Origin of the sequence: Rhodoplanes sp., assembly GCF_013377085.1 — a bacterium.
Classification (GTDB): Bacteria; Pseudomonadota; Alphaproteobacteria; order Rhizobiales; family Xanthobacteraceae; genus Rhodoplanes.
The window spans coordinates 1-24,266 of record NZ_JACAAX010000042.1 but is presented as its reverse complement, the minus strand read 5'-3'; the positions used below and the strand labels follow the sequence as shown (position 1 = coordinate 24,266).

The 24,266-nt window shown below is 69.4% G+C and carries 25 protein-coding genes; 16 read left to right on the top strand and 9 right to left on the bottom strand.

Features of this window, described 5'->3' with window-relative positions; translation table 11 throughout:
* Positions 1 to 223: 223 nt before the first annotated feature.
* Together HXX10_RS23500 and HXX10_RS23495 are read right to left on the bottom strand one after the other, a co-directional pair.
* Positions 224 to 1,330 carry a neurotransmitter-gated ion-channel ligand-binding protein gene (locus HXX10_RS23500; RefSeq protein WP_296525696.1) on the bottom strand — a complete coding sequence of 369 codons (1,107 nt, stop codon included), beginning with the start codon at positions 1,328 to 1,330 and terminating at the stop codon, positions 224 to 226.
* Positions 1,327 to 2,412: a cache domain-containing protein gene (locus HXX10_RS23495; protein WP_296525695.1), complete on the bottom strand. Its 1,086-nt coding sequence runs from the start codon at positions 2,410 to 2,412 to the stop codon at positions 1,327 to 1,329. The genes HXX10_RS23500 and HXX10_RS23495 overlap by 4 nt, the downstream gene beginning before the upstream one ends.
* Before the next feature lie 481 nt (positions 2,413 to 2,893).
* On the opposite strand from HXX10_RS23495, the gene HXX10_RS23490 reads away from it, so the two are divergent.
* Entirely contained in the window at positions 2,894 to 4,630 is a 1,737-nt protein-coding gene (locus HXX10_RS23490; protein ID WP_296525694.1) for an ABC transporter permease subunit, read from the top strand.
* 32 nt (positions 4,631 to 4,662) lie between these two features.
* Positions 4,663 to 5,970: an AAA-associated domain-containing protein gene (locus HXX10_RS23485; RefSeq protein WP_296525693.1), complete on the top strand. Its 1,308-nt coding sequence runs from the start codon at positions 4,663 to 4,665 to the stop codon at positions 5,968 to 5,970.
* A gap of 168 nt (positions 5,971 to 6,138) precedes the next feature.
* On the opposite strand, the gene HXX10_RS23480 is transcribed toward HXX10_RS23485, so the two are convergent.
* The 5 genes from HXX10_RS23480 to HXX10_RS23460 form a co-directional block, all read right to left on the bottom strand.
* Positions 6,139 to 7,284, bottom strand: a complete 1,146-nt coding sequence (locus tag HXX10_RS23480) for a hypothetical protein (RefSeq protein WP_296525692.1) — start codon at positions 7,282 to 7,284, stop codon at positions 6,139 to 6,141.
* 288 nt (positions 7,285 to 7,572) lie between these two features.
* Positions 7,573 to 8,547, bottom strand: a complete 975-nt coding sequence (locus tag HXX10_RS23475; protein ID WP_296525691.1) for a phosphoribosylaminoimidazolesuccinocarboxamide synthase — start codon at positions 8,545 to 8,547, stop codon at positions 7,573 to 7,575.
* A gap of 14 nt (positions 8,548 to 8,561) precedes the next feature.
* On the bottom strand, positions 8,562 to 9,521 hold the full coding sequence (locus HXX10_RS23470; RefSeq protein WP_296525690.1) for a prephenate/arogenate dehydrogenase family protein: 960 nt from the start codon (positions 9,519 to 9,521) through the stop codon (positions 8,562 to 8,564).
* Positions 9,522 to 9,759: 238 nt separating this feature from the next.
* The gene (gene hisC / locus HXX10_RS23465; RefSeq protein WP_296525689.1) at positions 9,760 to 10,857 is read right to left on the bottom strand and encodes a histidinol-phosphate transaminase; all 1,098 of its coding nucleotides are present in this window, start codon (positions 10,855 to 10,857) and stop codon (positions 9,760 to 9,762) included.
* 141 nt (positions 10,858 to 10,998) lie between these two features.
* Positions 10,999 to 11,853: a chorismate mutase gene (locus HXX10_RS23460; protein WP_296525688.1), complete on the bottom strand. Its 855-nt coding sequence runs from the start codon at positions 11,851 to 11,853 to the stop codon at positions 10,999 to 11,001.
* A gap of 272 nt (positions 11,854 to 12,125) precedes the next feature.
* Here HXX10_RS23460 and HXX10_RS23455 point away from each other — a divergent pair, with 272 nt between their 5' ends.
* From HXX10_RS23455 to HXX10_RS23440, 4 genes are all read left to right on the top strand, one after another.
* Complete coding sequence (locus HXX10_RS23455) at positions 12,126 to 13,313, top strand: homoserine O-acetyltransferase (protein ID WP_296525687.1); 1,188 nt, start codon at positions 12,126 to 12,128, stop codon at positions 13,311 to 13,313.
* 58 nt (positions 13,314 to 13,371) lie between these two features.
* The gene (gene metW / locus HXX10_RS23450) at positions 13,372 to 14,004 is read left to right on the top strand and encodes a methionine biosynthesis protein MetW (protein ID WP_296525728.1); all 633 of its coding nucleotides are present in this window, start codon (positions 13,372 to 13,374) and stop codon (positions 14,002 to 14,004) included.
* A gap of 182 nt (positions 14,005 to 14,186) precedes the next feature.
* Positions 14,187 to 14,462 (top strand): BrnT family toxin, encoded by a 276-nt coding sequence (locus HXX10_RS23445; protein WP_296525686.1) that lies wholly within the window; start codon positions 14,187 to 14,189, stop codon positions 14,460 to 14,462.
* Positions 14,459 to 14,725, top strand: coding sequence for a BrnA antitoxin family protein (locus HXX10_RS23440; RefSeq protein ID WP_296525685.1), 267 nt, complete (start codon positions 14,459 to 14,461; stop codon positions 14,723 to 14,725). The genes HXX10_RS23445 and HXX10_RS23440 overlap by 4 nt, the downstream gene beginning before the upstream one ends.
* 69 nt (positions 14,726 to 14,794) lie before the next feature.
* On the opposite strand, the gene HXX10_RS23435 is transcribed toward HXX10_RS23440, so the two are convergent.
* Positions 14,795 to 15,160, bottom strand: a complete 366-nt coding sequence (locus HXX10_RS23435) for a hypothetical protein (RefSeq protein ID WP_296525684.1) — start codon at positions 15,158 to 15,160, stop codon at positions 14,795 to 14,797.
* Positions 15,161 to 15,470: 310 nt separating this feature from the next.
* On the opposite strand from HXX10_RS23435, the gene HXX10_RS23430 reads away from it, so the two are divergent.
* The 5 genes from HXX10_RS23430 (at position 15,471) to HXX10_RS23410 (ending at position 18,760) form a co-directional block, all read left to right on the top strand.
* Positions 15,471 to 16,841: a glutamate--cysteine ligase gene (locus HXX10_RS23430; protein ID WP_296525683.1), complete on the top strand. Its 1,371-nt coding sequence runs from the start codon at positions 15,471 to 15,473 to the stop codon at positions 16,839 to 16,841.
* Between the two features lie 27 nt (positions 16,842 to 16,868).
* Entirely contained in the window at positions 16,869 to 17,339 is a 471-nt protein-coding gene (gene ybaK, locus HXX10_RS23425; RefSeq protein ID WP_296525682.1) for a Cys-tRNA(Pro) deacylase, read from the top strand.
* A 151-nt stretch (positions 17,340 to 17,490) separates the two neighbouring features.
* Positions 17,491 to 18,090 carry a PAN domain-containing protein gene (locus tag HXX10_RS23420; protein ID WP_296525681.1) on the top strand — a complete coding sequence of 200 codons (600 nt, stop codon included), beginning with the start codon at positions 17,491 to 17,493 and terminating at the stop codon, positions 18,088 to 18,090.
* A 146-nt stretch (positions 18,091 to 18,236) separates the two neighbouring features.
* Complete coding sequence (locus HXX10_RS23415) at positions 18,237 to 18,494, top strand: hypothetical protein (protein WP_296525680.1); 258 nt, start codon at positions 18,237 to 18,239, stop codon at positions 18,492 to 18,494.
* A 65-nt stretch (positions 18,495 to 18,559) separates the two neighbouring features.
* Positions 18,560 to 18,760 (top strand): hypothetical protein, encoded by a 201-nt coding sequence (locus HXX10_RS23410; protein ID WP_296525679.1) that lies wholly within the window; start codon positions 18,560 to 18,562, stop codon positions 18,758 to 18,760.
* A gap of 17 nt (positions 18,761 to 18,777) precedes the next feature.
* On the opposite strand, the gene HXX10_RS23405 is transcribed toward HXX10_RS23410, so the two are convergent.
* Positions 18,778 to 19,386, bottom strand: coding sequence for a TlpA disulfide reductase family protein (locus HXX10_RS23405; RefSeq protein WP_296525678.1), 609 nt, complete (start codon positions 19,384 to 19,386; stop codon positions 18,778 to 18,780).
* Between the two features lie 135 nt (positions 19,387 to 19,521).
* Here HXX10_RS23405 and argH point away from each other — a divergent pair, with 135 nt between their 5' ends.
* The 5 genes from argH (at position 19,522) to HXX10_RS23380 (ending at position 23,921) form a co-directional block, all read left to right on the top strand.
* Positions 19,522 to 20,913 carry an argininosuccinate lyase gene (argH, locus tag HXX10_RS23400; protein WP_296525677.1) on the top strand — a complete coding sequence of 464 codons (1,392 nt, stop codon included), beginning with the start codon at positions 19,522 to 19,524 and terminating at the stop codon, positions 20,911 to 20,913.
* 324 nt (positions 20,914 to 21,237) lie between these two features.
* Positions 21,238 to 21,486, top strand: a complete 249-nt coding sequence (locus HXX10_RS23395; protein ID WP_296525676.1) for a lipoprotein — start codon at positions 21,238 to 21,240, stop codon at positions 21,484 to 21,486.
* A gap of 224 nt (positions 21,487 to 21,710) precedes the next feature.
* Positions 21,711 to 22,976, top strand: coding sequence for a diaminopimelate decarboxylase (lysA, locus tag HXX10_RS23390; RefSeq protein WP_296525675.1), 1,266 nt, complete (start codon positions 21,711 to 21,713; stop codon positions 22,974 to 22,976).
* 62 nt (positions 22,977 to 23,038) lie between these two features.
* Complete coding sequence (locus tag HXX10_RS23385) at positions 23,039 to 23,299, top strand: hypothetical protein (protein WP_296525674.1); 261 nt, start codon at positions 23,039 to 23,041, stop codon at positions 23,297 to 23,299.
* A 13-nt stretch (positions 23,300 to 23,312) separates the two neighbouring features.
* Positions 23,313 to 23,921, top strand: a complete 609-nt coding sequence (locus HXX10_RS23380) for a hypothetical protein (protein WP_296525673.1) — start codon at positions 23,313 to 23,315, stop codon at positions 23,919 to 23,921.
* Positions 23,922 to 24,266: the final 345 nt, after the last annotated feature.

The window sequence follows — 24,266 nt, the reverse complement described above, 5'->3', positions numbered from 1 at the left end:
GCGCAATTCGCTACGCTCATTGCGCCCTACACGTTGTGCGGCTAGACGACGCCGACGAGCCAGAGGACCAGGACGACGCTCAACGGCACACCCAACCACCACAGAATGACCGGCATGACGCTCTCCACTGTTGGTTCCCGGTACCTCAACAGCGCCGTAGCGGCGGGCGTTCCCTCGCCGGTGGTCACGGGCGTGCGACCGCGCGCCGCGCCGACCGGCGCCGTCACCCCGGCAGGGCCCGCACCGCGATGCCGGCGCAGACGATCAGCATCATGACAGGGAGCGCCCATTTGATCTGGCGCTGCAGGGCGACGCAGCCGGCGTGGAAGCGGGCGGTGGGGTCGGCGCAGGCCGCCGTGAGGCCGACCTCGATCATCAGCACCAGCACCAAATACAGATAGCCGAGCGAGATCATCTGGGCGACCGGCGTGTTGAGCGAGATCGAGCCCGGGAAGCTCGACTCGAACGTGAAGCTGATCGCGGCGAGCGCCAGCAGCGAGGAGAAGATCATCGTCCCCTTGTCCTTCTCCTGCCCGCGCAGCGCCGGCGACCACAGCACGAACAGCGACACCGAGAGCACGGCGAACAGCGGCACGAAGATGCGCAGGATGTAGCGGTCGGAGTGGCGCGCCAGCACGGCCGTCACGGCCAGCCGCGAATAGCTGCGGGCGTTCCAGCCCATGCTCTCCTGGTTGGCGAAGCGCAGCCGCATCGGCTGCCAGTAGACCATCGAGGGCGCCTCCTCGATGCCGGAGAGCTGCCGGTCGGTCTCGGTGGCGATCAGGATCGCCTCCTGCTTGGCGTAGCGCGGCAGCGACAGCGACAGCGTCAGCTCCTGGCGGTCGAACGGAAAGGCGTCCATGTTCATGCGGAAGCGGAAGTCGCTCTCGAACCGCTCGATCAGCACGACGTCGCCATTGGCATAGGTCGCGACCGCGACGGTGCGCGACTCCTTGCCGCCGATCTGATTGTCGATGACCAGCCCGGGCGTCCAGATGCCGGCCAGATACGCGTCGGCCTCGCCGGCGATGCGATCGATGCGGCCGGAGCCGACCGCGACGGCGTCGAAGGTGAGCCGCGGATCGGTCCAGCGCTGGGTGATCTCGACATGGAAGCGGCCCTGCCCGGCCGTCTCCTTGACGTCGAGCACGTTGAGGACCCGCAGCGCCAGCCGCACCCGCACCGGCAGCTCGACCGAATCGGGCAGGCTGGTCGCCGGCAGCGCGGGCGCGGCAAATCCGGGCGTAGCGGGCCCGGCCGCGCGCTCTCCGGCGAAGCCACCGCCGATCGAGACGCAAAGCAGCGCGACGGCGAGAAGGTGCCGCCTCACCGCCGGCTCCGATGCACGACCGCGAGCGCGTGGCGGAACAGCACGGCGAAGACGACCCAGGCGAGGATGCCGCCGCACAAGGCCGTGACGATCAGCTCGGTGCGCAGCCGCCCGCGCGTGTTCGCCATCTCCTCCAGGGCGATCGTCATGCCGACCTGCCGGCCCGAGAAGTCGACCAGCGGCTGCGACAGCATGCTGAAGCGCCGCCCCTCGATCTCCCGCGTGTCGACCTCGACGTCGCGCAGGGCGCGCGGCCGTGTCGTCTTCAGCATCGCGGCGAACAGGTCGTCGTCGGTGGACAGCGCCAGCACCAGATCGCCGAAGCGCGGCAGCTTGGGATCGAGCGCGACGCCGACCATCGAGGGCGCGATCACCACGGCGATGTCGGTGTTGGTCGAGGCCTTGACCAGGTCGAGGATCGGCCGGACGTCGAGGCCGACCTCCATGGTGCCGACCGGCTGCCGGTCGGAATTACCCGACCCGCCGCCCGGAGCGGCCGACGCGCCGCCGCGGTCGACCAGCGCAACCCCGCGGATGCCGAGGCCGGCGATGCCGATCTCGAAGCCGGTCTGGGCGCGGCGGCCGCGGTTCGCCGCGACGATCATCGGGCGGAAGCCCGAGATGTCGTCGCCGAACGCGTCGAGCCGGTGCATGCGCAGCAGATAGCGCAGATCCATGGTGTGGTAGCCGTAGATCTGCACGCCCGCCTGCCGGCTGAGATAATCGTAAGGTCCCTGCGAGAGCACCTGCAGGCGGCCGCGATCGCCGGCGGCCAGCGCCTCGACCACGTCCGGACGCCGGGCCGTCGCCTCGGCGAGCGACAGCGCGAACTTGCCGGCATTGTCGAAGGCGCCGTTGAGCGTGCCGGCGACCAGCCGCAGGCGGGTGTCGCGGTCGCGGCTGTCCGCCTCGTCCTGGCTGTGCATCTGCAGCCACACCATCGCGGCCAGAACGGCACCGAGCACCAGCGCGACGATCCAGGACGCGCCGCGGCGCGACGCAGCGCGGCGCCAGGCCGCGGCGATACGCGTCGACGCGCCGGCGTCCGCCGCGGAGGGCGGAGTCAGGGTTTCGGTGGACATCGGGACTCTTGCGGTTCGGGGAGGGGCAGGTCGGGGGTCCGGGCTTGGGCGCCGGCGGCCTTACGGAAATGCAGTCACGGCATGGTCTGGGTCGGCCCCCGTGGCAGTGACGCACCGCGCATTCTGCGATGTCATGGTGCGACGCATCGCGCTTCTAGCGTCGCCGGCACGGTCACGCAAGCCGACGTCCTGCACGCGCAACGTGCAGAGACTATTCAGAAGGCCGACCGGCCGGGCCAGCGCTCCGGCGCGGCCGCCTCGGGCTCGTGTCGGCCCGGCAAACCGGCTGCGTCACCTTGACGTCACGAGCCGTCTGTAGGGCCGGCGCGACGAGCCGACACGATCCTTGCCAAGGGCCGCCCGCTCGTTGTCTACAACGGCCGTGTGTCCCGGCCGGGACGTTGCGGCGACGGGCCCCGGCCCGCCGGGGCCGAGGCCGGGACGACGCACCCCGCGAATACGACAGGAGCGGCACAGCATCGTGAAGGGCCGGGCGAGCACTCCGATCTCGGTGCAATCGCGCCGGCCGCCGTTCAGCGTCTGGGACGTCGTCGCCGTCGTCCTGGTGCTCGGCGTGCTGGTCGTCCTCGCCGAGGCCGGGCGCGGGCTCGCCATGCCCATCGACACGCTGGACACGACGCCGATCGGGCTCGACCCGGGCAACCTGCCCGGATACGCCGCCCGCACCGCGCTGCGCATGCTCACGGCACTGCTGCTCTCGCTGGTCTTCACCTTCACCTATGCGACGCTGGCGGCGCGCAGCCGCCGCGCCGAGCTGGTGCTGGTGCCGCTCCTCGACATCCTCCAGTCGGTGCCGATCCTCGGCTTCATCTCGGTCACCATCGTGTTCTTCATGTCGCTCGCGCCCGGCCGGGTGCTGGGCGCCGAGCTCGCCGCCGTGTTCGCAATCTTCACCAGCCAGGCGTGGAACATGGCGTTCAGCTTCTACCAGTCGCTGCGCACCGTGCCGGACGACCTGGTCGAGGCGTCGCGCTGCTTCCGGTTCGGCGCCTGGATGCGGTTCTGGCGGCTCGACGTGCCGTTCGCGATGCCGGCGCTGATCTGGAACATGATGATGTCGATGTCGGGCGGCTGGTTCTTCGTCGTCGCCTCGGAGGCCATCACGGTCGGCGACACCACCGTGACGCTGCCCGGCATCGGCTCCTACATCGCGCTGGCGATCGCGCAGCGCGATCTCGTCGCCATCGCCTGGGCGATCGGCGCCATGCTGGTGGTGATCACCATCTTCGACCAGCTCCTGTTCCGCCCGCTGGTCGCCTGGGCCGACAAGTTCCGGTTCGAGCAGGAGACCGGCGTGCCGCCGCCGACCTCGTGGTTCGTCACCATGGTGCGCGGCTCGCGGCTGGTCCGGATGACGGCGGCGCCGGTCGCAGCGGCGATGCGCTGGAGCTACCGGATCGCGCCGAAGGGCCGCGCCGCGGGACACGGCAAGTCGCGCTCGAGCGCCGGCTCTGTCTGGGCCGACCGCGCCTGGGCCGCGACCGTGCTGTTCGTCGTCGCCGTCGCGGTGTGGCAGATCGCCCTCTACGTCCTCTCCGGCGTGCCGCTTTCCGAGGTCGCCACCACGGTCGTGCTCGGCCTCGCCACCATGACGCGCGTCTTCGTGCTGATCGCCATCGCCAGCCTGGTCTGGGTGCCGATCGGGATCCGGATCGGCCTGAACCCGCGGCTCGCCCGCATCGTCCAGCCGATCGCGCAATTTCTCGCGGCGTTCCCGGCCAATCTGCTGTTCCCGATCGCCGTCTCGGGCATCGTCGCGTTCCGGCTCGACCCGAACATCTGGCTGAGCCCGCTGATGATCCTCGGCACCCAGTGGTACATCCTGTTCAACGTGATCGCCGGCGCCACGACGATCCCGAGCGAGCTGCGCGACGTCGCCGCCAACTTGAAGGTGCGCGGCTGGCTGTGGTGGCGCAAGGTGGCGCTACCGGCCGTGTTCCCGTTCTACGTCACCGGCGCCATCACGGCGTCGGGCGGATCATGGAACGCCAGCATCGTCGCCGAGGTGGCGAGCTGGGGCCAGAACCGGCTGGAGGCGGCGGGGCTGGGCTCCTACATCGCCAAGGCGACCGAGGCCGGCGACTATCATCGCGTCGTGCTCGGCATCGCCGTGATGAGCGCCTTCGTGGTCGTCATCAACCGGACCTTCTGGCGGCCGCTCTATCTGTACGCGGAACGAAAGTTCCGGCTCGGCTGAACGCAGGTCGACCGGCAGGAAGGATCGTGCCCATGGACAACGCGGTGCTCTTGGACGTGCAGGGCGTGCGCAAGACCTTCCCGCGGCCGGACGGAGGCGAGCTGCTGGTGCTCGACGACGTCAACCTGCGCATCGCCGACGGCGAGATCGTCGGCCTTCTCGGCCGCTCCGGCTCCGGCAAGTCGACGCTCCTGCGCCTGATCGCCGGCCTGTCGCGCCCGGCCGGCGGCCGCGTGTCGTATCTCGGGACCGTGGTGGACGGGCCGCCGCCCGGCATCGCCATCGTGTTCCAGAGCTTCGCGCTGTTTCCGTGGCTCACCGTGCTGGAGAACGTCGAGATCGGCCTCGAGGCGCTCGGCCTGCCGCAGCCGGAGACCCGCCGCCGCGCCCTGGAGGCGATCGACCTGATCGGCCTCGACGGCTTCGAATCCGCCTATCCGCGCGAATTGTCCGGCGGCATGCGCCAGCGCGTCGGCTTCGCCCGCGCACTCGTCGTCCACCCGAACATTCTGCTGATGGACGAGCCGTTCTCGGCCCTCGACGTGCTGACGGCCGAGACCGTGCGCACCGATTTCCTCGATCTCTGGTCGGACGGCAAGCTGCCCATCAAAGGCGTCGTGCTGGTCACCCACAACATCGAGGAGGCGGTGCAGATGTGCGACCGCATCCTGCTGTTCTCCACCAATCCGGGCCGCATCATCGGCGAGATCGCGGTCGACCTGCCGCAGCCGCGCGACCGGCTCGACCCGAGCTTCCGGGCGCTGGTCGACCGCATCTACATCGCCATGACGGCGCGCCAGGAGGAGGCACAGCGCCATCTCGCCCGGCTGGACCGGCTGCCGGGCATCGGCATCGACACGATCCTGTCGGAGGTGTCGACCAATCTGCTGTCGGGCCTGCTGGAGCGGCTCGCCGGAGCGCCCTACAACGGCAGCGCCGACCTGCCCGTGATCGCCTCGGCGCTGCACATGGAGGTCGACGACCTGTTCCCGGTGGCCGAAACCCTGCAGATGCTGCGCTTCGTCGAGATCGAGGGCGGCGACATCAAGCTGACCGAGGCCGGCACCGAGTTCGCCGATGCCGAAACCGACCTGCGCAAACAGCTCTTCGGCCGCAACCTGCTGCTGCATGTCCCGCTCGCCGGCCACATCCGCCGCATCCTCGACGAGCGCACCCACCACACCGCGCCGAAGGGCCGCTTTCTCGACGAGCTCGAGGACCACATGACGCCGGACGCCGCCGAGCAGACGCTGCGCGCCGTCACGAGCTGGGCCCGCTACGGCGAAGCCTTCGCCTACGACGATCAGAAGCAGACCTTCAGTTTGGAGAACCCGGCCTGAAGGCGACCGATACGGCGAAATTCACGCCGTCATTCCGGGGCGCACCGCAGGTGCGAACCCGGAATCCAGCCACAAACGCTCAGATCTCGGCTGGATTCCGGGTCCGGCGCGTTTCGCCGTCCCGGAATGACCACCAGGCAATCTGCCTGGACGTCGCATGTCCCGGTCTCAGAAATACGAGCCGCTGGTGGACGAGCTGCCGCCGTCCAGCATGCTCTGGATGCTCGACACCGTCTTGTAGTTCTTCAGGATCTTGTCGGTGAAGTCGTCGCCGAAGCCGAGCACGGCCCGCTCCTCGGCGCTCATCGAGGTGTATTGCTTGATCAGCGCCGCGCTGCGGGTCGCCGCATCGCCGCCCGACCCGGTGAAGGCGGACAGCATGGTGGTGCGGGTGCGCTGGTCGAGCTCCTTCTTGGCCGCTCGCGTCTCCTCGGCCGAGAACTGGCCGTCCTTGTTCTGGGCAACGGTCGCGAGCGTGCGGTTGTCGAACTTCTGGAAATCGACCTTCTGCCCGGATTGCGACGCGTTGAACACCAAGTCGGTGCCGGCGTCTTTGGCCGCATTGGCTTGTGCGTCGAGCGCGCCGCGCGCCTTCGCGGCGATCGTCGCGGCGTCCTGGGTCTTGCTGGGCGTCTGCGACGCCGTCGCGCTGGCGTCGAGCATCGTCCGCACCGGATCGTCGGCATTGCCGGTCTTGGGCGCCTTGCCGAAGCTCGCCTGCGCGACCGCGAGCCCGTCGGCGACCGCCTTGCGCTGTTTCGTCCAGGCCGTGGTCCCGCGTTCCTCCGGGCCGGCCGCGTCGAGATAATCGGCCGCCGCCGCATAGAGGCTCGCATAGTCGCCGGTGTGGCGGGCAATCACGGCATGCGGCGCCATGGCGTCGTCGAAGCGAGCGTGCAGCGCCGTCGCGGCCGCCTTTGTCTCGTCCGCCGTGAACAGATCGCCGGTGTCGGCGGCGATCACCGCCAGAGTCGAGCGGCTCTGGCCCGAAAAATCGACGGCCGTCTGTCCGTCGACCAGCGCCGAGGAGATGCCGAGCGTCTGGTATTGCTGATCGAGCCAGGCGCGCGCCGCCTGTGCGCGCGCCTGCGCCGAGCCGGACGGCGGGTTGTCGGCCGTCTTCGACATCGCCGCCAGATAGGCCTTGGCCTCCTCCGACAAGGTCAGCGAGGTCGCGGACGTATTGGTCGAGGTGGTCGTGTCGCCGGTGACGAGCGGCGAGATCGCGGTCTGCACGCCGGTCGTTTTCTGCCCGTAGGCCCCGGTCGCATAGCCCAGCAGCGACGACGTGCTCGCCCCGATGACAGTGGACATGTCGAGCCTCGGCACCTTTCGAAACGTGCCGTAACATTTAGGAAATCATGGTTAACGGGAGGTTAATTGTCGGAACAGACAGCGCGGACCGCAGCCCGCCCGGAGCGCAGCCCACTGCGGGCTGCGACGGGGAACGGAGAAGCGTACCGACGGCACGACATTCTCGCTCCGCCGTTCGCGGACGCGACCCGCGAATTCCTCCTGAAAAACGATTCGGATCGAAGAGATGGACCGCCGGATCAAGCCCGGCGGTGACGACCGACGGGTCGGTGTCTGCTGCTCCTGACGTCAGATCGCATAAGCCGCGACGTTGTCGCGGATGCGCTCCAGGATCGGCTGACCTTTTTCGCGCGGCGTCAGCGACCGGCCGGTGAGTCGCGAAAAAATCTGCTGATAACGAACGGCCAGCTCGGCGACGAGCGCCTGAGGCGCCTCCGGGATCACGGCGTCCTTGTACGGGTCGCAGTGCTCGACGAACCAGTGCCGCAAAAACTCCTTGTCGAAATAGTCGGGCTCCTGCCCGGCCGCGACACGCGCCTCGTAGGTGTCGGCCATCCACCAGCGCGAGGAGTCGGGCGTGTGGATCTCGTCGATCAGCGTCAGCTCGCCGTCGGCGTCGAGCCCCATCTCGTACTTGGTATCCACCAGGATGAGGCCGCGGGAGAGCGCGATCTCCTGGCCGCGGCGGAACAGCTTTTGCGCCGTGTCATCGACCTGCTCCAGCAAGTCGGCGGGCAGCAGGCCGCGTTCCAAGACCTGCGCCGGCGTGATGGTCTCGTCGTGCGTCGCCTCCTTGGTGGAGGGCGTGAACGCCGGCGCCGGCAGCGGCTGGTTCTTGCGCATGCCGTCCGGCAGCACGATCGAGCCGAAGTCGCGCCGGCCGGCCTGGTAGTGCGTCCAGATCGACGTCGAGGTGACGCCGGTGAGGTACCCGCGCATCACGATCTCGATCTTCAAGGGCGTGCAGCGCCGCGCCACCGTGACGTTGGGGTCGGGCAGCGCGATCACGTGGTTTCGCACGATGTCGCGCGTCGCGTCGAACCAGAACGCGCTGGTGCGGTTCAGGATCTCGCCCTTGCCCGGGATGTGGGCGACGATGCGGTCGAACGAGGAATGGCGATCCGTGGTGACGAGCACCAGCCGCTCCGGCTGCACGTAGATGTCGCGCACCTTGCCCTCGATGCGCTCGCCGAGAGTCCGGAAATCGGTGCGGCGGAGGGTTTCCAGGTTCGCGATGTCGGGCGGTGCGTTGTCGTTGGTCATGATAGAGATCTCCCCTACTCCCCGTCCGCCATGTAGGGGCGCGGCAGCGGCGGCAGCTTTTCGTGCGGGCGGCCGAAATCCGGCGTGTCGGAGTCCTGGCCGATCGAGACGATGCCGCGGCGGATGGCACGCGTCCGTGTGAACAGCTCGAACAGCGTGTCGCCGTCGCCGCGGCGGATCGCGCGGGTGAGCTTGGCGAGATCCTCGCTGAAGGTGCCGAGCATCTCCAGCACGGCGTCGCGATTGGCGAGAAAGACGTCGCGCCACATGGTCGGATCGGAGGCGGCGATGCGGGTGAAGTCGCGAAACCCGCCGGCCGAGAATTTCAGCACCTCGGAGCGCGTCACCCGGCCGAGCTCGTCGGCCGTGCCGACGATCGTGTAGGCGATCAGGTGCGGCAGATGGCTGGTGATGGCGAGCACCAGGTCGTGATGCTCGGGCGACATGGTCTCGACATTGGCGCCGAGCGCACTCCAGAAGGTCGCGAGCTTGTCGGTGGCGCCCGGATCGGTGCCGTCCGGCGGCGTCAGGATGCACCAGCGGTTGATGAACAGCTCGGCGAAGCCGGCGTCCGGGCCGGAGTTCTCGGTGCCGGCGACCGGATGGGCCGGCACGAAGTGGACGCCGGCCGGCAGGTGCGGCGCGACGTCCTTGACGACCGACGCCTTCACGGAGCCGACGTCCGAAATGATGGCGCCGGGCGCAAGCCGCGACGCGATCTCTTCCGCCACCGGCCCGCATTGGCCGACCGGGATACAGAGGATGACGAGATCGGCACCCTCGACGGCGGCCGCGTTGGTGTCGACCACCCGGTCGGCGATGCCGAGCTCGGCGACGCGGGCCCGGGTCGCGCCCGAGCGCGCCGTCGCCACGATGCTGCGCACGACCCCCTGCTCGCGCGCCGCCCGCGCGATCGAGGAGCCGATCAGCCCGACGCCGATCAGCGCCATCCGATTGAACAGGGGTGTGGTCATGTCCGAGCCGTCTTTGTGGAACGATCGCCGCGGCGCGATCTGCTCCGAAATATGCGCCGTGGCGCACGTTCCACCTCTCCTCGCCGTGCGGAGAGAGGTCGGATCGCGAAGCGATCCGGGTGAGGGGGCATTTCGAGGATACGGAGGCGCCCCCTCACCCCGACCCTCTCCCCGCGTGCGGGGAGAGGGAGAACCGGCGCCGTGCCGCGAGCAGCAGACTCGTCCTGTACGGTCGTGATCACGCCGCCATGAACTCGGCGAGCGACGCCACCACCAGTCGATTGGCCTCCTCGGTGCCGACGCTCATGCGCAGCGCGGCGGGAAGCCCGTAGCTCGCCACCGAGCGCAGCACCAGGCCGCGCGCGGTGAGGAAGGCGTCGGCGGCCTGCGCGGTGTGGCCGTTCGTGCCCGGGAAATGGATCAGCAGGAAGTTGGCGACGCTCGGCGTCACGGTGAGGCCGAGCTTGCCGATTTCCTCCGACAGCCACGGAAGCCAGCGGTCGTTGTGGGCGCGCGAGAGCTCGATGTGCCCGGCGTCCTCGACAGCCGCGATGCCGGCGTCGATCGCCGGCGCATTGACGTTGAACGGTCCGCGCACGCGGTTGACCGCGTCGACCACATGAGCCGGGCCGACCATCCAGCCGAGCCGCAGCGCCGCGAGCGCGTGGATCTTCGAGAAGGTCCGGCACATCACGACATTCTCGCTCTCGGCCACGAGCTCGAGGCCGGTCGAATAATCGTTGCGGCTGACGTACTCGGCGTAAGCCGCGTCGAGCACCAGCAGGATGTCGGGCCGCAGGCCGCGATGCAGCCGCTTCACCTCGTCGAACGGGATGTAGGTGCCGGTCGGGTTGTTCGGGTTCGCCAGGAACACGACTTTCGTGCGCGGCGTCACGGCGGCCAGGATGGCATCGACGTCGGTGGTGAGATCCTTCTCGGGCGCCACCACGGGCTTGGCGCCCGTGCCCATGGTGGCGATCGGATAGACCAGGAAGCCGTATTGCGAGTGGATCGCCTCGTCGCCGTCGGCCAGATAGGCCCGCGCGATCAGGTTGAGGAGGTCGTCCGAGCCGGCGCCGCAGATGATGCGGGCGGGATCGAGCCCGTAGACGCCGGCGATCGCCTCGCGCAGCCGGGTCGCGGCGCCGTCCGGATAGTCCTCCAGATGCTGGCCGACCGCCTGGTAGGCCGCGATGGCATGCGGGCTGGGGCCGAGCGGCGACTCGTTCGAGGACAGCTTGAACACCTTGGCGGCGCCGGGGGCGCCGCTCTTGCCGGGCACGTAAGCGGAAATCGACAGGACGCCGGGGCGCGGCTGCGGGCGGGAACTGGACATGACAAAACCTTCAGCGGTATCGGCCGTTCTGTCCTCGGTCATGGCCGGGCGTGTCCCGACCATCCACGTCGTTGCGTAGCCTGAGGCCACACCGCGGATCCCCGGCCCCAGGCCGGCACGACGAGTCAGAATTCTGGGCGGTCAGTGCCCGGTCGGGACCAGGGCGCCTTCCGCCGAGACGGTATAGCGGGTCGCGTGGCCGCCGACGAGGGTCTGCGAACGCACCGAGGCCCCCGCTCCGACCAGGGCCGCGATGACCTCCTCGATGGTCCGCCCGGCCGGCACCGACACCAGCAGGGCTGCCCCGTCGAAGGCGCCGTCCGGCACCGCGACAACCTCGGCGAGCATGCCGACGGCCTGCGCAGCCTTCAGGCTCCAGCCCGAGACCCGCACGCTGTAGAGCCGCACCTCGGTCACCAGCGCGTCCGGATGCGGCCTCGCGATGGCGAACACCGGCAGGCCGGCCGGGTGATCGGCCCGCTCGACGAACGGCAGCCGGGCGATGATTTTCGGCGCGTCGGGGCCTTCGAGGGCGGTCCACCAGGCACCGCCTGCGCTGGTGGCGGCCGGCACCAGGCCGAGGTCGCCGTGGGCGCCGTCGAGGGCCTTGATCACTCCGGCAGCGCCGAGATGCCCCTCGAACGGCACCGTGAAGCCGAAATGGAAGCGGGCGCTGTCGCGCATCGCCGCCTCGCCGGTCGACAGGTCGGCATGCACCCGGTAGGGCGCCTGGACATAGGTGAAGGTGGCGATGATGACCCGGAGAATGCTCTCGGCCGTGTCGAGCGGCAGAATGCCCCGGTGCCGCTCGACCAGCCGGCGCATCATGTCGGCCTCGCGGGCGGGGCGGAACGCCGAGCCGGTCTCGGCCGTGCGCTTCACCTCGATCAGCCGGGCGATGATGTCGCCGCGCTGCATGAGCAGGCGGTGCATCGCCTCGTCGATGCGGTCGATCTCGGCGCGCAGGCCGGCGAGCGAGGGATCGGGGGGGGCCATGGCAAGCACTCCTGGCGGCGGGCAGGACGGGCGGCGGGGCTGCGACCACGACCGTGGCGTGCTGCCCATCTCACGGATGTGGTTGATAATTTGCTGCTCGTGCGAAGGCAAAGAAAACATTGACAGGGCGCCGGCCCGCCCTATGTAAGCCCGACCCGTGTCGGCCCACCGTCGCTTCCGCGGCGGCCGAGATGGCTTGCCCGAAGGCCGGTTTGCCCCGACCATGGGGGGCCCGCCGACGGGCGACACACCGGGAGGCCCGCCCGACCGCAATGAGCACGACCCCCGCCAAGGCCGAGACGAAGCTGCCCGTGCTGGTGCGCGAGGCCGACCGGCCGCGCTCGAAGCTGGCCGAGTTCGGGCGGGACAAGCCGCTGCAGCTCGACTGTGGCGTGGCGCTGGCGCCGTTCCAGGTCGCCTACCAGACCTACGGCACGCTCGACGAGACCAAGAGCAACGCCGTGCTGATCTGCCATGCCCTCACGGGCGACCAGCATGTCGCCAACGTCCATCCGGTGACCGGCAAGGGCGGCTGGTGGGACATCATGATCGGCCCCGGCCGGCCGATCGACACCGACCGCTACTTCGTCATCTGCTCGAACGTGGTCGGCGGCTGCATGGGCACCTCGGGGCCCTCCTCCACCGACCCGGCCACCGGCGCACCCTACGGACTCGACTTCCCGGTCATCACCATCAAGGACATGGTGCGGGCCCAGACCATGCTGCTCGACCACCTCGGCATCGAGACGCTGTTCGCGGTCGCCGGCGGCTCGATGGGCGGCATGCAGGTCCTGGAGTGGTGCGCCAGCTACCCCCGGCGGGTGTTCTCGGCCCTGCCGATCGCCACCGCGACCCGCCACTCGGCCCAGAACATCGCCTTCCACGAGGTCGGCCGCCAGGCCGTGATGGCCGATCCGGAGTGGCGCAACGGCCGCTATTTCGTCGAGGGCACCAGCCCGCGCCGCGGCCTGTCGGTCGCCCGCATGGGCGCACACATCACCTATCTGTCGGACACGGCCCTGCACCGGAAGTTCGGCCGGAGATTCCAGGACCGCGACAACCCGACCTTCTCGTTCGATGCCGACTTCGAGGTCGAGAGCTATCTGCGCCACCAGGGCTCGACCTTCGTCGAACGCTTCGACGCCAACAGCTATCTGTACCTCACCCGGGCGATGGATTACTTCGACCTCGCCGCCGATCACGACGGCGTGCTGGCCAAGGCGTTCAAGGGCACCCGCACGCGCTTTTGCGTGATCTCGTTCACCAGCGACTGGCTGTTTCCGACGCCGGAATCGCGCGCCGTGGTGCATGCGCTGAATGCCGGCGGAGCGCGCGTCTCCTTCGCCGAGATCGAGACCGACAAGGGCCACGATGCCTTCCTGCTCGACGAGCCGGAGTTGCTCGGCATCGTGCGCGGCTTCCTCGATTCGGCCGGCCGGGCCAGGGGGCTCGTAACGTGAGGATCGTCATCGAGAGGATCGCATCGTGATGCTCGCCCGCGCGCCGCGTGATCTCACCATGGCCGAGACCGTCCGCGGTCCCGGCGGTGCCCGCGTCGACCTGCTGCTCGTCTCCGAGATGGTCGAGCCGGGCTCACGCGTGCTCGACGTCGGCTGCGGCGACGGCGAGCTGTTGCGCCTGCTGGAGGCGCGCGGCGTCGACGGGCGCGGCATCGAGCTGTCGCGCGAGGGCGTCAACGAATGCGTCGCCAAGGGCCTCGCCGTGGTTCAGGGCGACGCCGACACCGATCTCGCCAGCTATCCGGACGACGCCTTCGACTATGTGATCCTGTCGCAGACCCTGCAGGCGACGCGGCGGCCGCGCGACGTGATCGAGCACATGCTGCGCATCGGCCGCCATGCTATCGTGTCGTTCCCCAATTTCGGCCACTGGCGCATCCGCCTGCAGCTCCTGTTCTACGGCCGCATGCCGCGCACCGCCAACCTGCCCGAGACTTGGTACGACACGCCCAACATCCACTTCTGCACCATCAAGGACTTCAACGAGATGTGCGCGCTCACCGGCGCCCGCATGGAGAAGGCGGTGGCGCTCGACCCGTGGGGCACGGCGCTGAAGATCGACGCCCCCTGGTGGTTCTGGAACCTGTTCGGCGAGCAGGCCGTGTTCGTGCTCAGCCGCAAGCCGGGGTGAGGGGCGGCACGCTCGGTCGGTAAAGGCACGGCGGACACCGCTCCGCGACGGCTTGAAACAGAAATCTCGACGTCGTTTCATAGTGCTCGCAGCCGACGACGGGCTCCGGAGCAGCCCTGGACGACGGCTCGTGCATTTACAAATGCCTATACAAATGCCTATATAATTGCGAGCCAGATGCAATGGACGTCGCCGGCTTCGATTGGGACCGGGGCAACCGAACGAAATGCCAGAAGCACGGTGTGTCCGTCGCGGAGATCGAGAGCCTGTTCCGACGACCCATAATGGTGGCGCCCGATCCTCACCACTCGGCCCAGGAAGAACGGCTCAAGGCAGTCGGGACGACTGACGCAGGGCGGCACGTGTTCGTCGCCCACGCTGAGACGGCGCGGCGACGACACGCTCATCCGGCCCGTGAGCGCCCGCTACATGCACCGCAAGGAGGTGCAGCATTATGAAAAAGAAGCTGCAAAAGCTGCCGACACTGAAGACTGACGCCGAGGCAGAGGCGTTCGTGGCCGGAGCGGACCTGACCGACTACGACCTATCCGACATGGTCCCGATGCGCTTCGAGATGAAGCCCAAGGACAAGTCGGTCAATCTCCGCCTGCCCGAGGCGCTCCTGAAGGCCGTGCAGCAGCAGGCGAAGCGCGTCGGCGTGCCCTATCAGCGGTTCATCCGCATGGCGCTCGAACGCGCCCTGCAACAGGGGCCGCGGTGATCTCGCCGGTCGAGCCCGGCCATATTCACGATGAAGGCGAGTTGTCGCAGAGCGCCGAAACGCCGCTGCTCACCGCCTGGCGGGCGGCGCTGGCGGGGGAGTGCCGGGCGGCGCAGCAGGCGGTGCGGCGCCTGGCTCGATCGAGCCGCAATTCTTGTCGACCGCAGCCTGGCGGAGGATCTTCTGCTCGGCCCGCACCTGGGCGAGGTCGGCCGAATAGGCGGCGCTGCTCACCACGGCGCCGGCCGGCTCCTGATTGGCGCGGCTGATCAGGTCGTCGAGCTGCTTCTCGCGGGCGACCGCCCCCGCGAGGCGCGGCGGCAGGTCCTGGCATCGCAGATAGTCGTACTTGCCCGGCGCCGCATAGAGGATGCCGAGGTCGAGATTCTGGGCGCAGCCTCCGAGGAACGGGGCGAGCACCACCAGGAGACGCACGGCCCACCGGCCTGCGCTCGCTTGGCCGGTCCTCGCTTGGCCGGTCCTGTGCCGGGCTGTCATCGCACGCTTCACGTCCAAACGCGGCTCCGGTCCATTGCCGTTCCGGCCTGAGGGGCCCTGCTCTAGCACAAAGTCTCCAGGCGAAAAAATTTACCCGTGATTGCGGTTACCTCGCGGCGGCCGGCGCGGTCGCCGCAGCTCCCGCGAGGGCCCGCGCCGCCAGCCCGAAAAAGGACGCCGGTGCACCACGTTGCTCTTTCGTCGCGGCCGTGTAAGGTCGCCGCGCTTTCGCCCACCGGGACGTTCCATGGCTCGTGACGTGATCGATATGACGCCGCTCCAGTCGCGCGACGACCTCGTCGCGTGGTTCGCCGCGGGCGAGAAGCCGAAGGAGCGGTTCCGGATCGGCACCGAGCACGAGAAGTTCGCCTTCACGCTCGCCCGCCACGAGCCGGTGCCCTACGAAGGCCCGCGCGGCATCCGCACCCTGCTCGACGGCATGCAGATGATCCTCGGCTGGGAGCCCATCCTGGAGGCGGACCGCATCATCGGCATGGCCGACGTGACGGGCGGCGGCGCCATCTCGCTGGAGCCGGGCGGCCAGTTCGAGCTCTCGGGCGCGCCGGTCGAGACCATCCACCAGACCTGCTCGGAGCTGCAGGCGCATCTGGCCCAGCTCCGCGAGGTGGCGGGGCCGCTCGGCATCGGCTTTCTCGGGCTCGGCATGGCGCCGACCTGGACCCGCACCGAGATGCCGGTGATGCCGAAGGGCCGCTACCGGATCATGACCAACTACATGCCGAAGGTCGGCAAGCTCGGCCTCGACATGATGTACCGGACCTGCACGGTGCAGACCAATCTCGACTTCTCGTCGGAAGCCGACATGGTCAAGAAGCTGCGCGTCTCGGTGGCGCTGCAGCCCGTCGCCACCGCCCTGTTCGCCAACTCGCCGTTCACCGAAGGGCGGCCGAACGGTTTCCTCTCGTTCCGCTCAGAGATCTGGCGCGACACCGACGCCGACCGCTCCGGCATGATCCCGTGGGCGTTCGAGCCCGGCATGGGCTACGAGCGCTGGGTCGACTACGCGCTCGACGTGCCGATGTATTTCGTCAAGCGCGGCGACACCTATATCGACGTCGCCGGACAATCGTTCCGCGACCTGATGGCCGGCACGCTCGCCGTGCTGCCGGGCGAGCGCGCCACCCTGTCGGACTGGGCCAACCACGTCTCCACCATCTTCCCGGAGGTGCGGCTCAAGCGCTATCTGGAGATGCGTGGCTCCGACGCGGTGCCGTGGCGCAGCCTGCCGTCGCTGCCGGCCTTCTGGGTCGGCCTCCTCTACGACGACGCCGGCCTCGACGCAGCCTGGGATCTGGCCAAGCACTGGACCGCCGAGGAGCGCCAGTCGCTGCGCGACCAGGTGCCGCGGCTCGGCTTCAAGGCGACCATCGCGGGCCGCACCATCCTGGATCTCGCCCGCGACTGCCTGGCCATCGCCCGCGCCGGCCTCGTTCGCCGCGCCCGCCAGGACTGGATGGGCCGCGACGAGACGCGCTTCCTGGCGCCGCTCGACGACATCGCCGCGCGCGGCGAGACGCCGGCCGAGACCTTGCTGGCCAAGTATCACGGCGCCTGGGGCGGCTCGGTCGACCCGGTGTTCAACGAATCCGCCTACTGATCGACCCACCACCGCCGGGGACCTGCCATGGCGAAAGGAACGCCGGCCACCCAGGCCCTGCAGAAGGCCGGTGTCGCCTTCACGTTGCACGAATACGATTATGACCCCGACGCGCCCCGCATCGGCCTGCAGGCCGCCGAGGCGCTCGGCTTCGACCCCGGCCGCGTGCTGAAGACCCTGATGGCGCGGGCCGACCGCGAGGCCGTCTGCGTCATCCTGCCGTCCGACCGCGAGGTAAGTCTGAAAAAGCTCGCCGCCGCGGCCGGCGCCAAGCACGCCGAGATGCTGCCGCCCGCCGAGGCCGAGCGCATCACCGGCTATCATGTCGGCGGCATCTCGCCGTTCGGCCAGAAGAAGCGCGTGCGGGTGTTCGTCGAGCAGGACGCGCTGAAGCATCCGACCGTGGTGCTCAACGGCGGCCGCCGCGGCCTGCAGGTGGAGATGAAGCCCGGCGATCTCGTCGGCCTGCTCGGCGCCACCGTGGTGTCGCTCGGCTGACCGACGGGCCTGGCCGTCCCGAGCGACAAAGCGGGGCGATGGCATGCCGGCGCCTTGGCCTCCCGCGCTGTTCGGCCGCCGGCTTTTGCGCTACATCTCGGCCGACACACCCGACGTACAACCACCGCGCACGAGCGAGGCGGAGCCGACGATGACGCGAGCCACAGTGTCGTTCTGCGCCCGCCTGAAAAACCCGCTCCATCTCGTCCCGTTCCGTCTGCTCCCGCTCTGCGTCGTCTCGCTCTGCCTCCTCGTCGTCACGAGTCTCGCGCCTGTCTCCGCCCAGGTCGGCTTCGACCGCCCGGGCAGCGACTACTCGACCTTCGCGGTGCGCAGCGCCGACCCGGCCGTCTGCGCGGCGCGCTGCGAGCGCGACGTGCGCTGCCGTGCCTGGAGCTTCATCTATCCGACCGCCGAGCGCGGCGCCGCCTGCCGGCTGAAGGCACAGGTGCCGCCGCGCAATGCCGACGGCTGCTGCGTCTCCGGCGTCAAGGGCGCCGGCGTCATCGAGCCGCAGGACGGGCGCGCCGAGATCGGCATCGATCGTGCCGGCGGCGACTTCCAGACCCTCGACCTCGCCGCCGACGCGACCTGGCAGACCTGCAAGGCCAGTTGCGAGGGCGAGAGCCGCTGCCGGGCCTGGACGTTCCTGCGCGCCGGCTATATCGGCCCGGCGCCGCGCTGCTATCTCAAGGACCGCATCGTGCCGCCGCGTCAGCGGCCCTGCTGCGTCTCCGGCGTGGTGAAATAGCGCCCCCATCACCGACCGACCGCGCCGCCGCCGCGCCGGATCGCGCATGTGCCCATCGTATGGCGCATGGCCGCCCCGCGATCTTTGCGCGCCTGGTGACGCTTCATTAACGGGACGACGCCTACGCTGCCGCCGAGGAGCGAGCCATGGGAATCGTCTCGTCGCAGTTCAACTGGGTCTCGACGCGGTCGAGCTACGACCAGGTGACCAACTGGCGCACCCGGCAGCGGGCCTACAACACCCAGGCCGAGACGAACCTGGCGACGGTCAGCGACGTGTTCTCGAGCTCGTCCCACAACCTCAGCGGCGGGTTGGCCGAAATCGCGGCGAAACGCGCGGCCGCACGGGTGCAAGCCGAGGCCCAGGCGAAGGTCGCCAAGGCTCAGCTCGACACGTCCGTGTGACGACTTCGGCGTGACGGCCTCGACGCTGTCATGCCGCAAACAACGACGAACAGGCAGGCAGAGTCATGGATACGTCAGCACTCGCAGCGGCAGCAATCAGCGCCCAGACCAGCCAGGTCCAGATGGCCGCCGCCGCCAAGATGGTGAAGATGGGCGCCCAGCAGGACGCCGACATCGCCAAGATGGTCGAGGCCGCCGCCGACAACGGCCAGCGCCTCGCCAACGTGGCGCACGGCATCGGCACGGCGATGGATATTTCGGTCTAGGCAACAGTCGGAACGCGTTACCGCGCCAGCGCGGCCCGGACCAGCGCCAGCGCGTCGGGGCTCGCCCACTCGGCCGGGCCGGCGAGCGTCGCCACGGTGCAGCCCGAGGGGTCGACCAGAACCGTGGTCGGCAGGCCGAACACCCCGAGCTCGCGCATCAGCTTGCCGCTCGGGTCGGCGTAATAGGCCAGTCCCTCGATCCCGACCTCCTTGAGCCAGGCGCGCGGCTTGTCCGGGTTGCGGGTGTCGACATTGACGGCGACCACCTCGAAGCCGGGTCCGCCGAGGCTGCGCTGGAGCGCGTCGAGGGCCGGCATCTCCTTGCGGCACGGCACGCACCAGGTCGCCCACAGGTTGAGCAGAACGGTCCGCCCCTGCCAGTCGGCGAGCGTTTTTGGCGCCCCGGCGCCGTCCGAAAAGGCGAGCTCGCGCAAGGACCGCGGCGTGTCGGCCGCCGCCACGGCCGCCACCTCGCCGCGCGACAGGGGCGCGATCTTTCGCGCCAGGCTCAGGGCGGGGCCGCAGGCCGCAGTCTGCGGCGGATTGCGCCCGAAACCCGTCAGGCCGTATACCGCCCCGGCGCCCACCGCGACGGCGACGCCGAGCGCGAGCCCGGCGAGCAACATCTTGCGCGGCGCACGGGCGGGGGTGTCTCCGGCGGCCGACGGTGCGCCGGTTGAACCGTCACTCGCCGAAGAGCCGGTCTCTGGGATCGGAGTTTCAAGATTCTCGGTCATGGGCCGACACTGCAGGAACGCGCGATGAGCAACAAGATGTGGGGCGGACGGTTCGAAAGCGAGCCCGCCGCGATCATGGCCGAGATCAACGCCTCGATCGACTTCGACCGGCGCCTCTTCCGGCAGGACATCGCGGCGAGCAAGGCGCACGCCGGCATGCTCGCCGAACAGGGCATCATTTCGACCGCCGACGCCGCCGAGATCGCCCGGGGGCTCGACGCCGTGCTGGGCGAGATCGAGGCCGGGACGTTCCAGTTCAGCCGCGCGCTCGAAGACATCCACATGAACGTCGAGTCGCGCCTCGCGACCCTGATCGGGCCGGCCGCCGGCCGGCTGCACACGGCACGCTCGCGCAACGACCAGGTGGCGACCGACTTCAAGCTGTTCGTGCGGGACGCCATAGACGGCATCGACGCGCTCCTGGCCGACTACCAGCGCGCGCTCGCCGAGAAGGCGCTGGCCCATGCCGGCACCGTGATGCCGGGCTTCACCCATCTGCAGACCGCCCAGCCCGTGACGTTCGGCCATCACCTGCTCGCCTATGTGGAGATGGCCGGGCGCGACCGCGGCCGCTTCGCCGACGCGCGGGCGCGGCTCAACGAATGTCCGCTCGGCTCGGCGGCGCTGGCCGGCACCTCGTTCCCGCTCGACCGCCACCACACCGCGGCGGCGCTCGGCTTTTCGCGGCCGACCGCGAACTCGCTCGACGCCGTGTCGGACCGCGATTTTGTCCTGGAGACACTGTCGGCGGCGGCGATCGCCTCGGTGCATCTGTCGCGCTTCGCCGAGGAGATCGTGATCTGGACGTCGCCGCTGGTCGGCTTCCTGAAGCTCACCGACGCGTTCACGACCGGCTCGTCGATCATGCCCCAAAAGCGCAATCCCGACGCGGCCGAGCTGGTGCGGGCCAAGACGGGCCGCATCTGCGGCTCGCTGACCGCGCTCCTGATGGTGATGAAGGGGCTGCCGCTCGCCTATCAGAAGGACATGCAGGAGGACAAGGAGGGCGCCATGGACGCGCTCTCGGCGTTGGAGCTGTCGCTCGTCGCCATGGCCGGCATGGTCCGCGACATGACTCCCGACACGGACCGCATGCGGGCCGCCGCCGGCGCCGGCTACGCGACGGCGACAGACCTCGCCGATTGGCTGGTGCGGGTGCTCGGCATGCCGTTCCGCGAAGCCCACCATGTGACGGGCAAGATCGTGCAGGCGGCCGAGAAGCGTGGCGTCGACCTCGCCCAATTGCCGCTCGCCGCGATGCAGGAGGTGGAGCCGCGGATCACCGAGGCGGTGTTCGGGGTGCTGACCGTCGACAGCGCCGTCGACAGCCGCGCCAGCTATGGCGGCACGGCGCCGAAGAATGTCCGGGCGCAGGCCTCCGCCTGGCTGGAACGCCTCGCCGGGCCGGCGGTCTGAGCCGGTCGGCCCTCGGCCGACCTCCCGGTTCAGCAGAGGTTTCCGCGACGGCGCCGGCACGGAGCCTTCCCGGCGTCCGGCGGCGGGTCACGGGGCGGGGAATCCGGGCCGCGATGATGCAAGGATCACACGGTCGCGCCAAAAAACGCCGAGTCTCCCCGAAATGGCCCGATTTCCGCTCGCCGATGCGGTAGGGTCCGGTTCGGTGTCCGGCGGTCGGCCGGCTTGGATGATTCCGCTCGCTCCGGCGGCGGACAGTCCGGGATCCGGCCCGCACGGGGGAGTGATGCGATGGGGCGTGACAGGCTCGTGGGTCGGACCCGGATGCTTCGGGTGCTGGCGCTGGTGACGCTCGCCGCGGCGCTGGGCCTCGCCGGCTGCGGCCGCAAGAGCGCGCTCGATGCGCCGCCCTCCGCCCAGGCCGTGCCGACGCCCGCCGAACAGCAGCAGCAGCCCGGCTGGCGCTCGCCGTCCGGAATCGTGCCCGAGCTGTCGGGCCAGAGCCAGCCGTCCCAGCAGACGCTGCCGCCGGCGCGGCAACGCGGCTTCCTGCTCGACCCGCTGCTCAATTAGGGCGCTGCGACCGGGATCGCGCCTATTCGGGCTGGCGACGCGCGCTCGATCGGCAGGGCCACATTGTCGTGCGCAAACCGGTTTCCGTTCCGCCGGAAAATGCTCTAAACGCTGGCCCGTGAGCCGGTTCCGGCGGGCGCGCGGCGCGACGTGCGCCCATGCCGCGCCAAACCGAAACCCGTTCCCACCGACACGCTGCACGAAAACGCCGTCCGAGGCCGCCCATGAACCATTTCGAGTATCGCGACGGCGTGCTGCACGCCGAGGCGGTCGACCTCGTCCACGTCGCTGAAGTCGTCGGGACGCCGCTCTACTGCTACTCGACCGCAACCCTGGTGCGACACTACCGGGTGTTCGCCGACGCCTTCGCCGATGTTCCGGCGATGATCTGCTACGCCATGAAGGCGAACTCCAACCAGGCCGTGATCCGCACACTGGCCAGGCTCGGCGCCGGCGCCGACGTGGTGTCGGGGGGCGAGCTGCGCCGGGCACTGGCGGCCGGCATCCCGCCCGAGCGGATCATGTTCTCGGGCGTCGGCAAGACGGCCGAAGAGCTGGCGCTGGCGGTCGACACCGGCATCCTGAGCGTCAACGTCGAGTCCGAGCCGGAGCTCGCGCTGCTGTCCGAGATCGCCGCCGCCAAGGGCCGCCACGCGGCGATCTCGCTGCGCGTCAATCCGGACGTCGACGCCGGCACGCACCACAAGATCGCGACCGGCAAGGCGGAGAACAAGTTCGGCATCCCGATCGAGCGCGCCCGCGCCGTCTATGCGCGCGCCGCGAAAATGCCGGGCCTGCAGGTCGCCGGCGTCGACATGCATATCGGCAGCCAGATCACGGCGCTCGATCCGTTCCGCGACGCCTTCGCGCTGCTCGCCGACTTCGTGCGGGTGCTGCGCGCCGACGGCCACACGATCTCGCACATCGACTTCGGTGGCGGGCTCGGCATCCCGTATCGCGAGGAGGACGAGGAGCCGCCGCATCCCGGGGCCTATGCGGCGGTGGTCAAGCAGGCGACGCGCGGCCTCGGCTGCACGCTGCTGTTCGAGCCGGGCCGCCTGCTGGTCGGCAATGCCGGCATTCTGCTGACCCGCGTCCTCTACGTGAAGCGCGGCGAGGCCAAGACCTTCGTGATCGTCGACGCCGCCATGAACGACCTGGTGCGCCCGACCCTCTACGACGCTTTTCACGCGCTGCGCCCGGTGGTCGCACCCGTGGCCGGCACGCCGCACCTCGTCGCCGACGTGGTCGGCCCCGTCTGCGAGTCCGGCGACTTTTTGGCGCTCGACCGCGACATGCCGGAGCCGAAGGCCGGCGACCTGATCGCCGTGATGTCGGCGGGCGCCTACGGCGCCGTGCAGGCCGGCACCTACAACACCCGCCCGCTCGTTCCCGAGGTGCTGGTCGACGGCGACAAATGGGCCGTGGTGCGCCCGCGGCTGGAGGTCGCCGACATCATCGCGCACGACAGGCTGCCGGAGTGGCTGTGAGGCGACGTACAATCGGCGCGATCGCGGTTGCAGAGTCGGGTCGGCTCGCCGATATTGAGACCATGAAAGACGCTTCGACATCCACCGGACGGGCTACCGCATCCGCGGCACGATCGCGTTCGACGAAATCGACGGCAGCGAAGAAGCCCGCCCCCAAGAAGGCCGCCGCAAAACCGACAGCCAAAAAAGGCGCGGCACGAAAATACGGAGTCGTCGGCACGACACGGGACGGAGTCGTCATTCTCGGCCCGGCCGTGAAGCCGACGCACTTCACCTCCGACGAAATTCGCACGACCATCCGAGAGCTGTTCAAAAAGGCATAGGCGGGTGCGCCGGATGGCCGCGACCAACCGGAACGTCTTCATCAACTGCCCGTTCGATTCGAAGTACCAGCTTCTCTTCAGGGCGATCGTCTATACCGTCAAGCGGTCCGGGTTTCAGCCCCGCTGCGCGCTCGAGGTGGACGACGCCTCCGAGACCCGCCTCGAAAAGATTTGCAAGATCGTCGCGGCGTGCCGATACGGCGTTCACGATATCTCGCGGACGGAGCTGGATCGGAAAAGCCGTCTCCCCCGATTCAACATGCCGTTCGAGCTGGGCGTCTTCATCGGCGCCAAGAAATTCGGACGAGGCCAGGGAACGAAGCGCTGTACGATTTTCGACACCGAGCCGTACAGATACCAGAAGTTCATCTCCGATATCGCCGGACAGGACGTCCACGCGCACGGCGACGACCATCGTCGGTTGATCAAGGACCTGGCCGCGTGGCTGAGGGATCAGAGCAACGACCCGAAGGTGCCGGGCGGTCATGCGATCGCGCGTGAGTTCGACAGGTTTCTCGACCGGCTGCCCATCATCTGTCGCCAGCGCGATCTGGCCACGGACGAGCTCACATTCGGCGACTTGGCGCAGCTCTCCGCCGCATACATTGCCGAGACGGCATGAGAAGCCCCTTCGGCTCCTCCCCGGCCCGTCCCTTGCATGACCAGCCCTCGGGCGCGTCCTGACAATGGCGTGAACCGACGCAATTCGGCCGCGGCCGCATGCCAGGAGGGAACGACGCGTGTTATAGCCGAGAGGCTGACCATTATATCCCAGCAGCGGACACCCGAGAGGCCGCACCCCCGGAGAGCTGTTTGAGCGATCAGACCCCTGCCCCCGACCGGCCCGCCCCGTCCGCTCCCGACACGCCCGCGGCCGTTCTCGGCCCGGCGCTGACCCGGGCCCGCTGGGCGGTGTTCTGGGAGCGCCTGTGGCCGCCCCTCGCCCTGATCGCGACCGTGCTGGGCG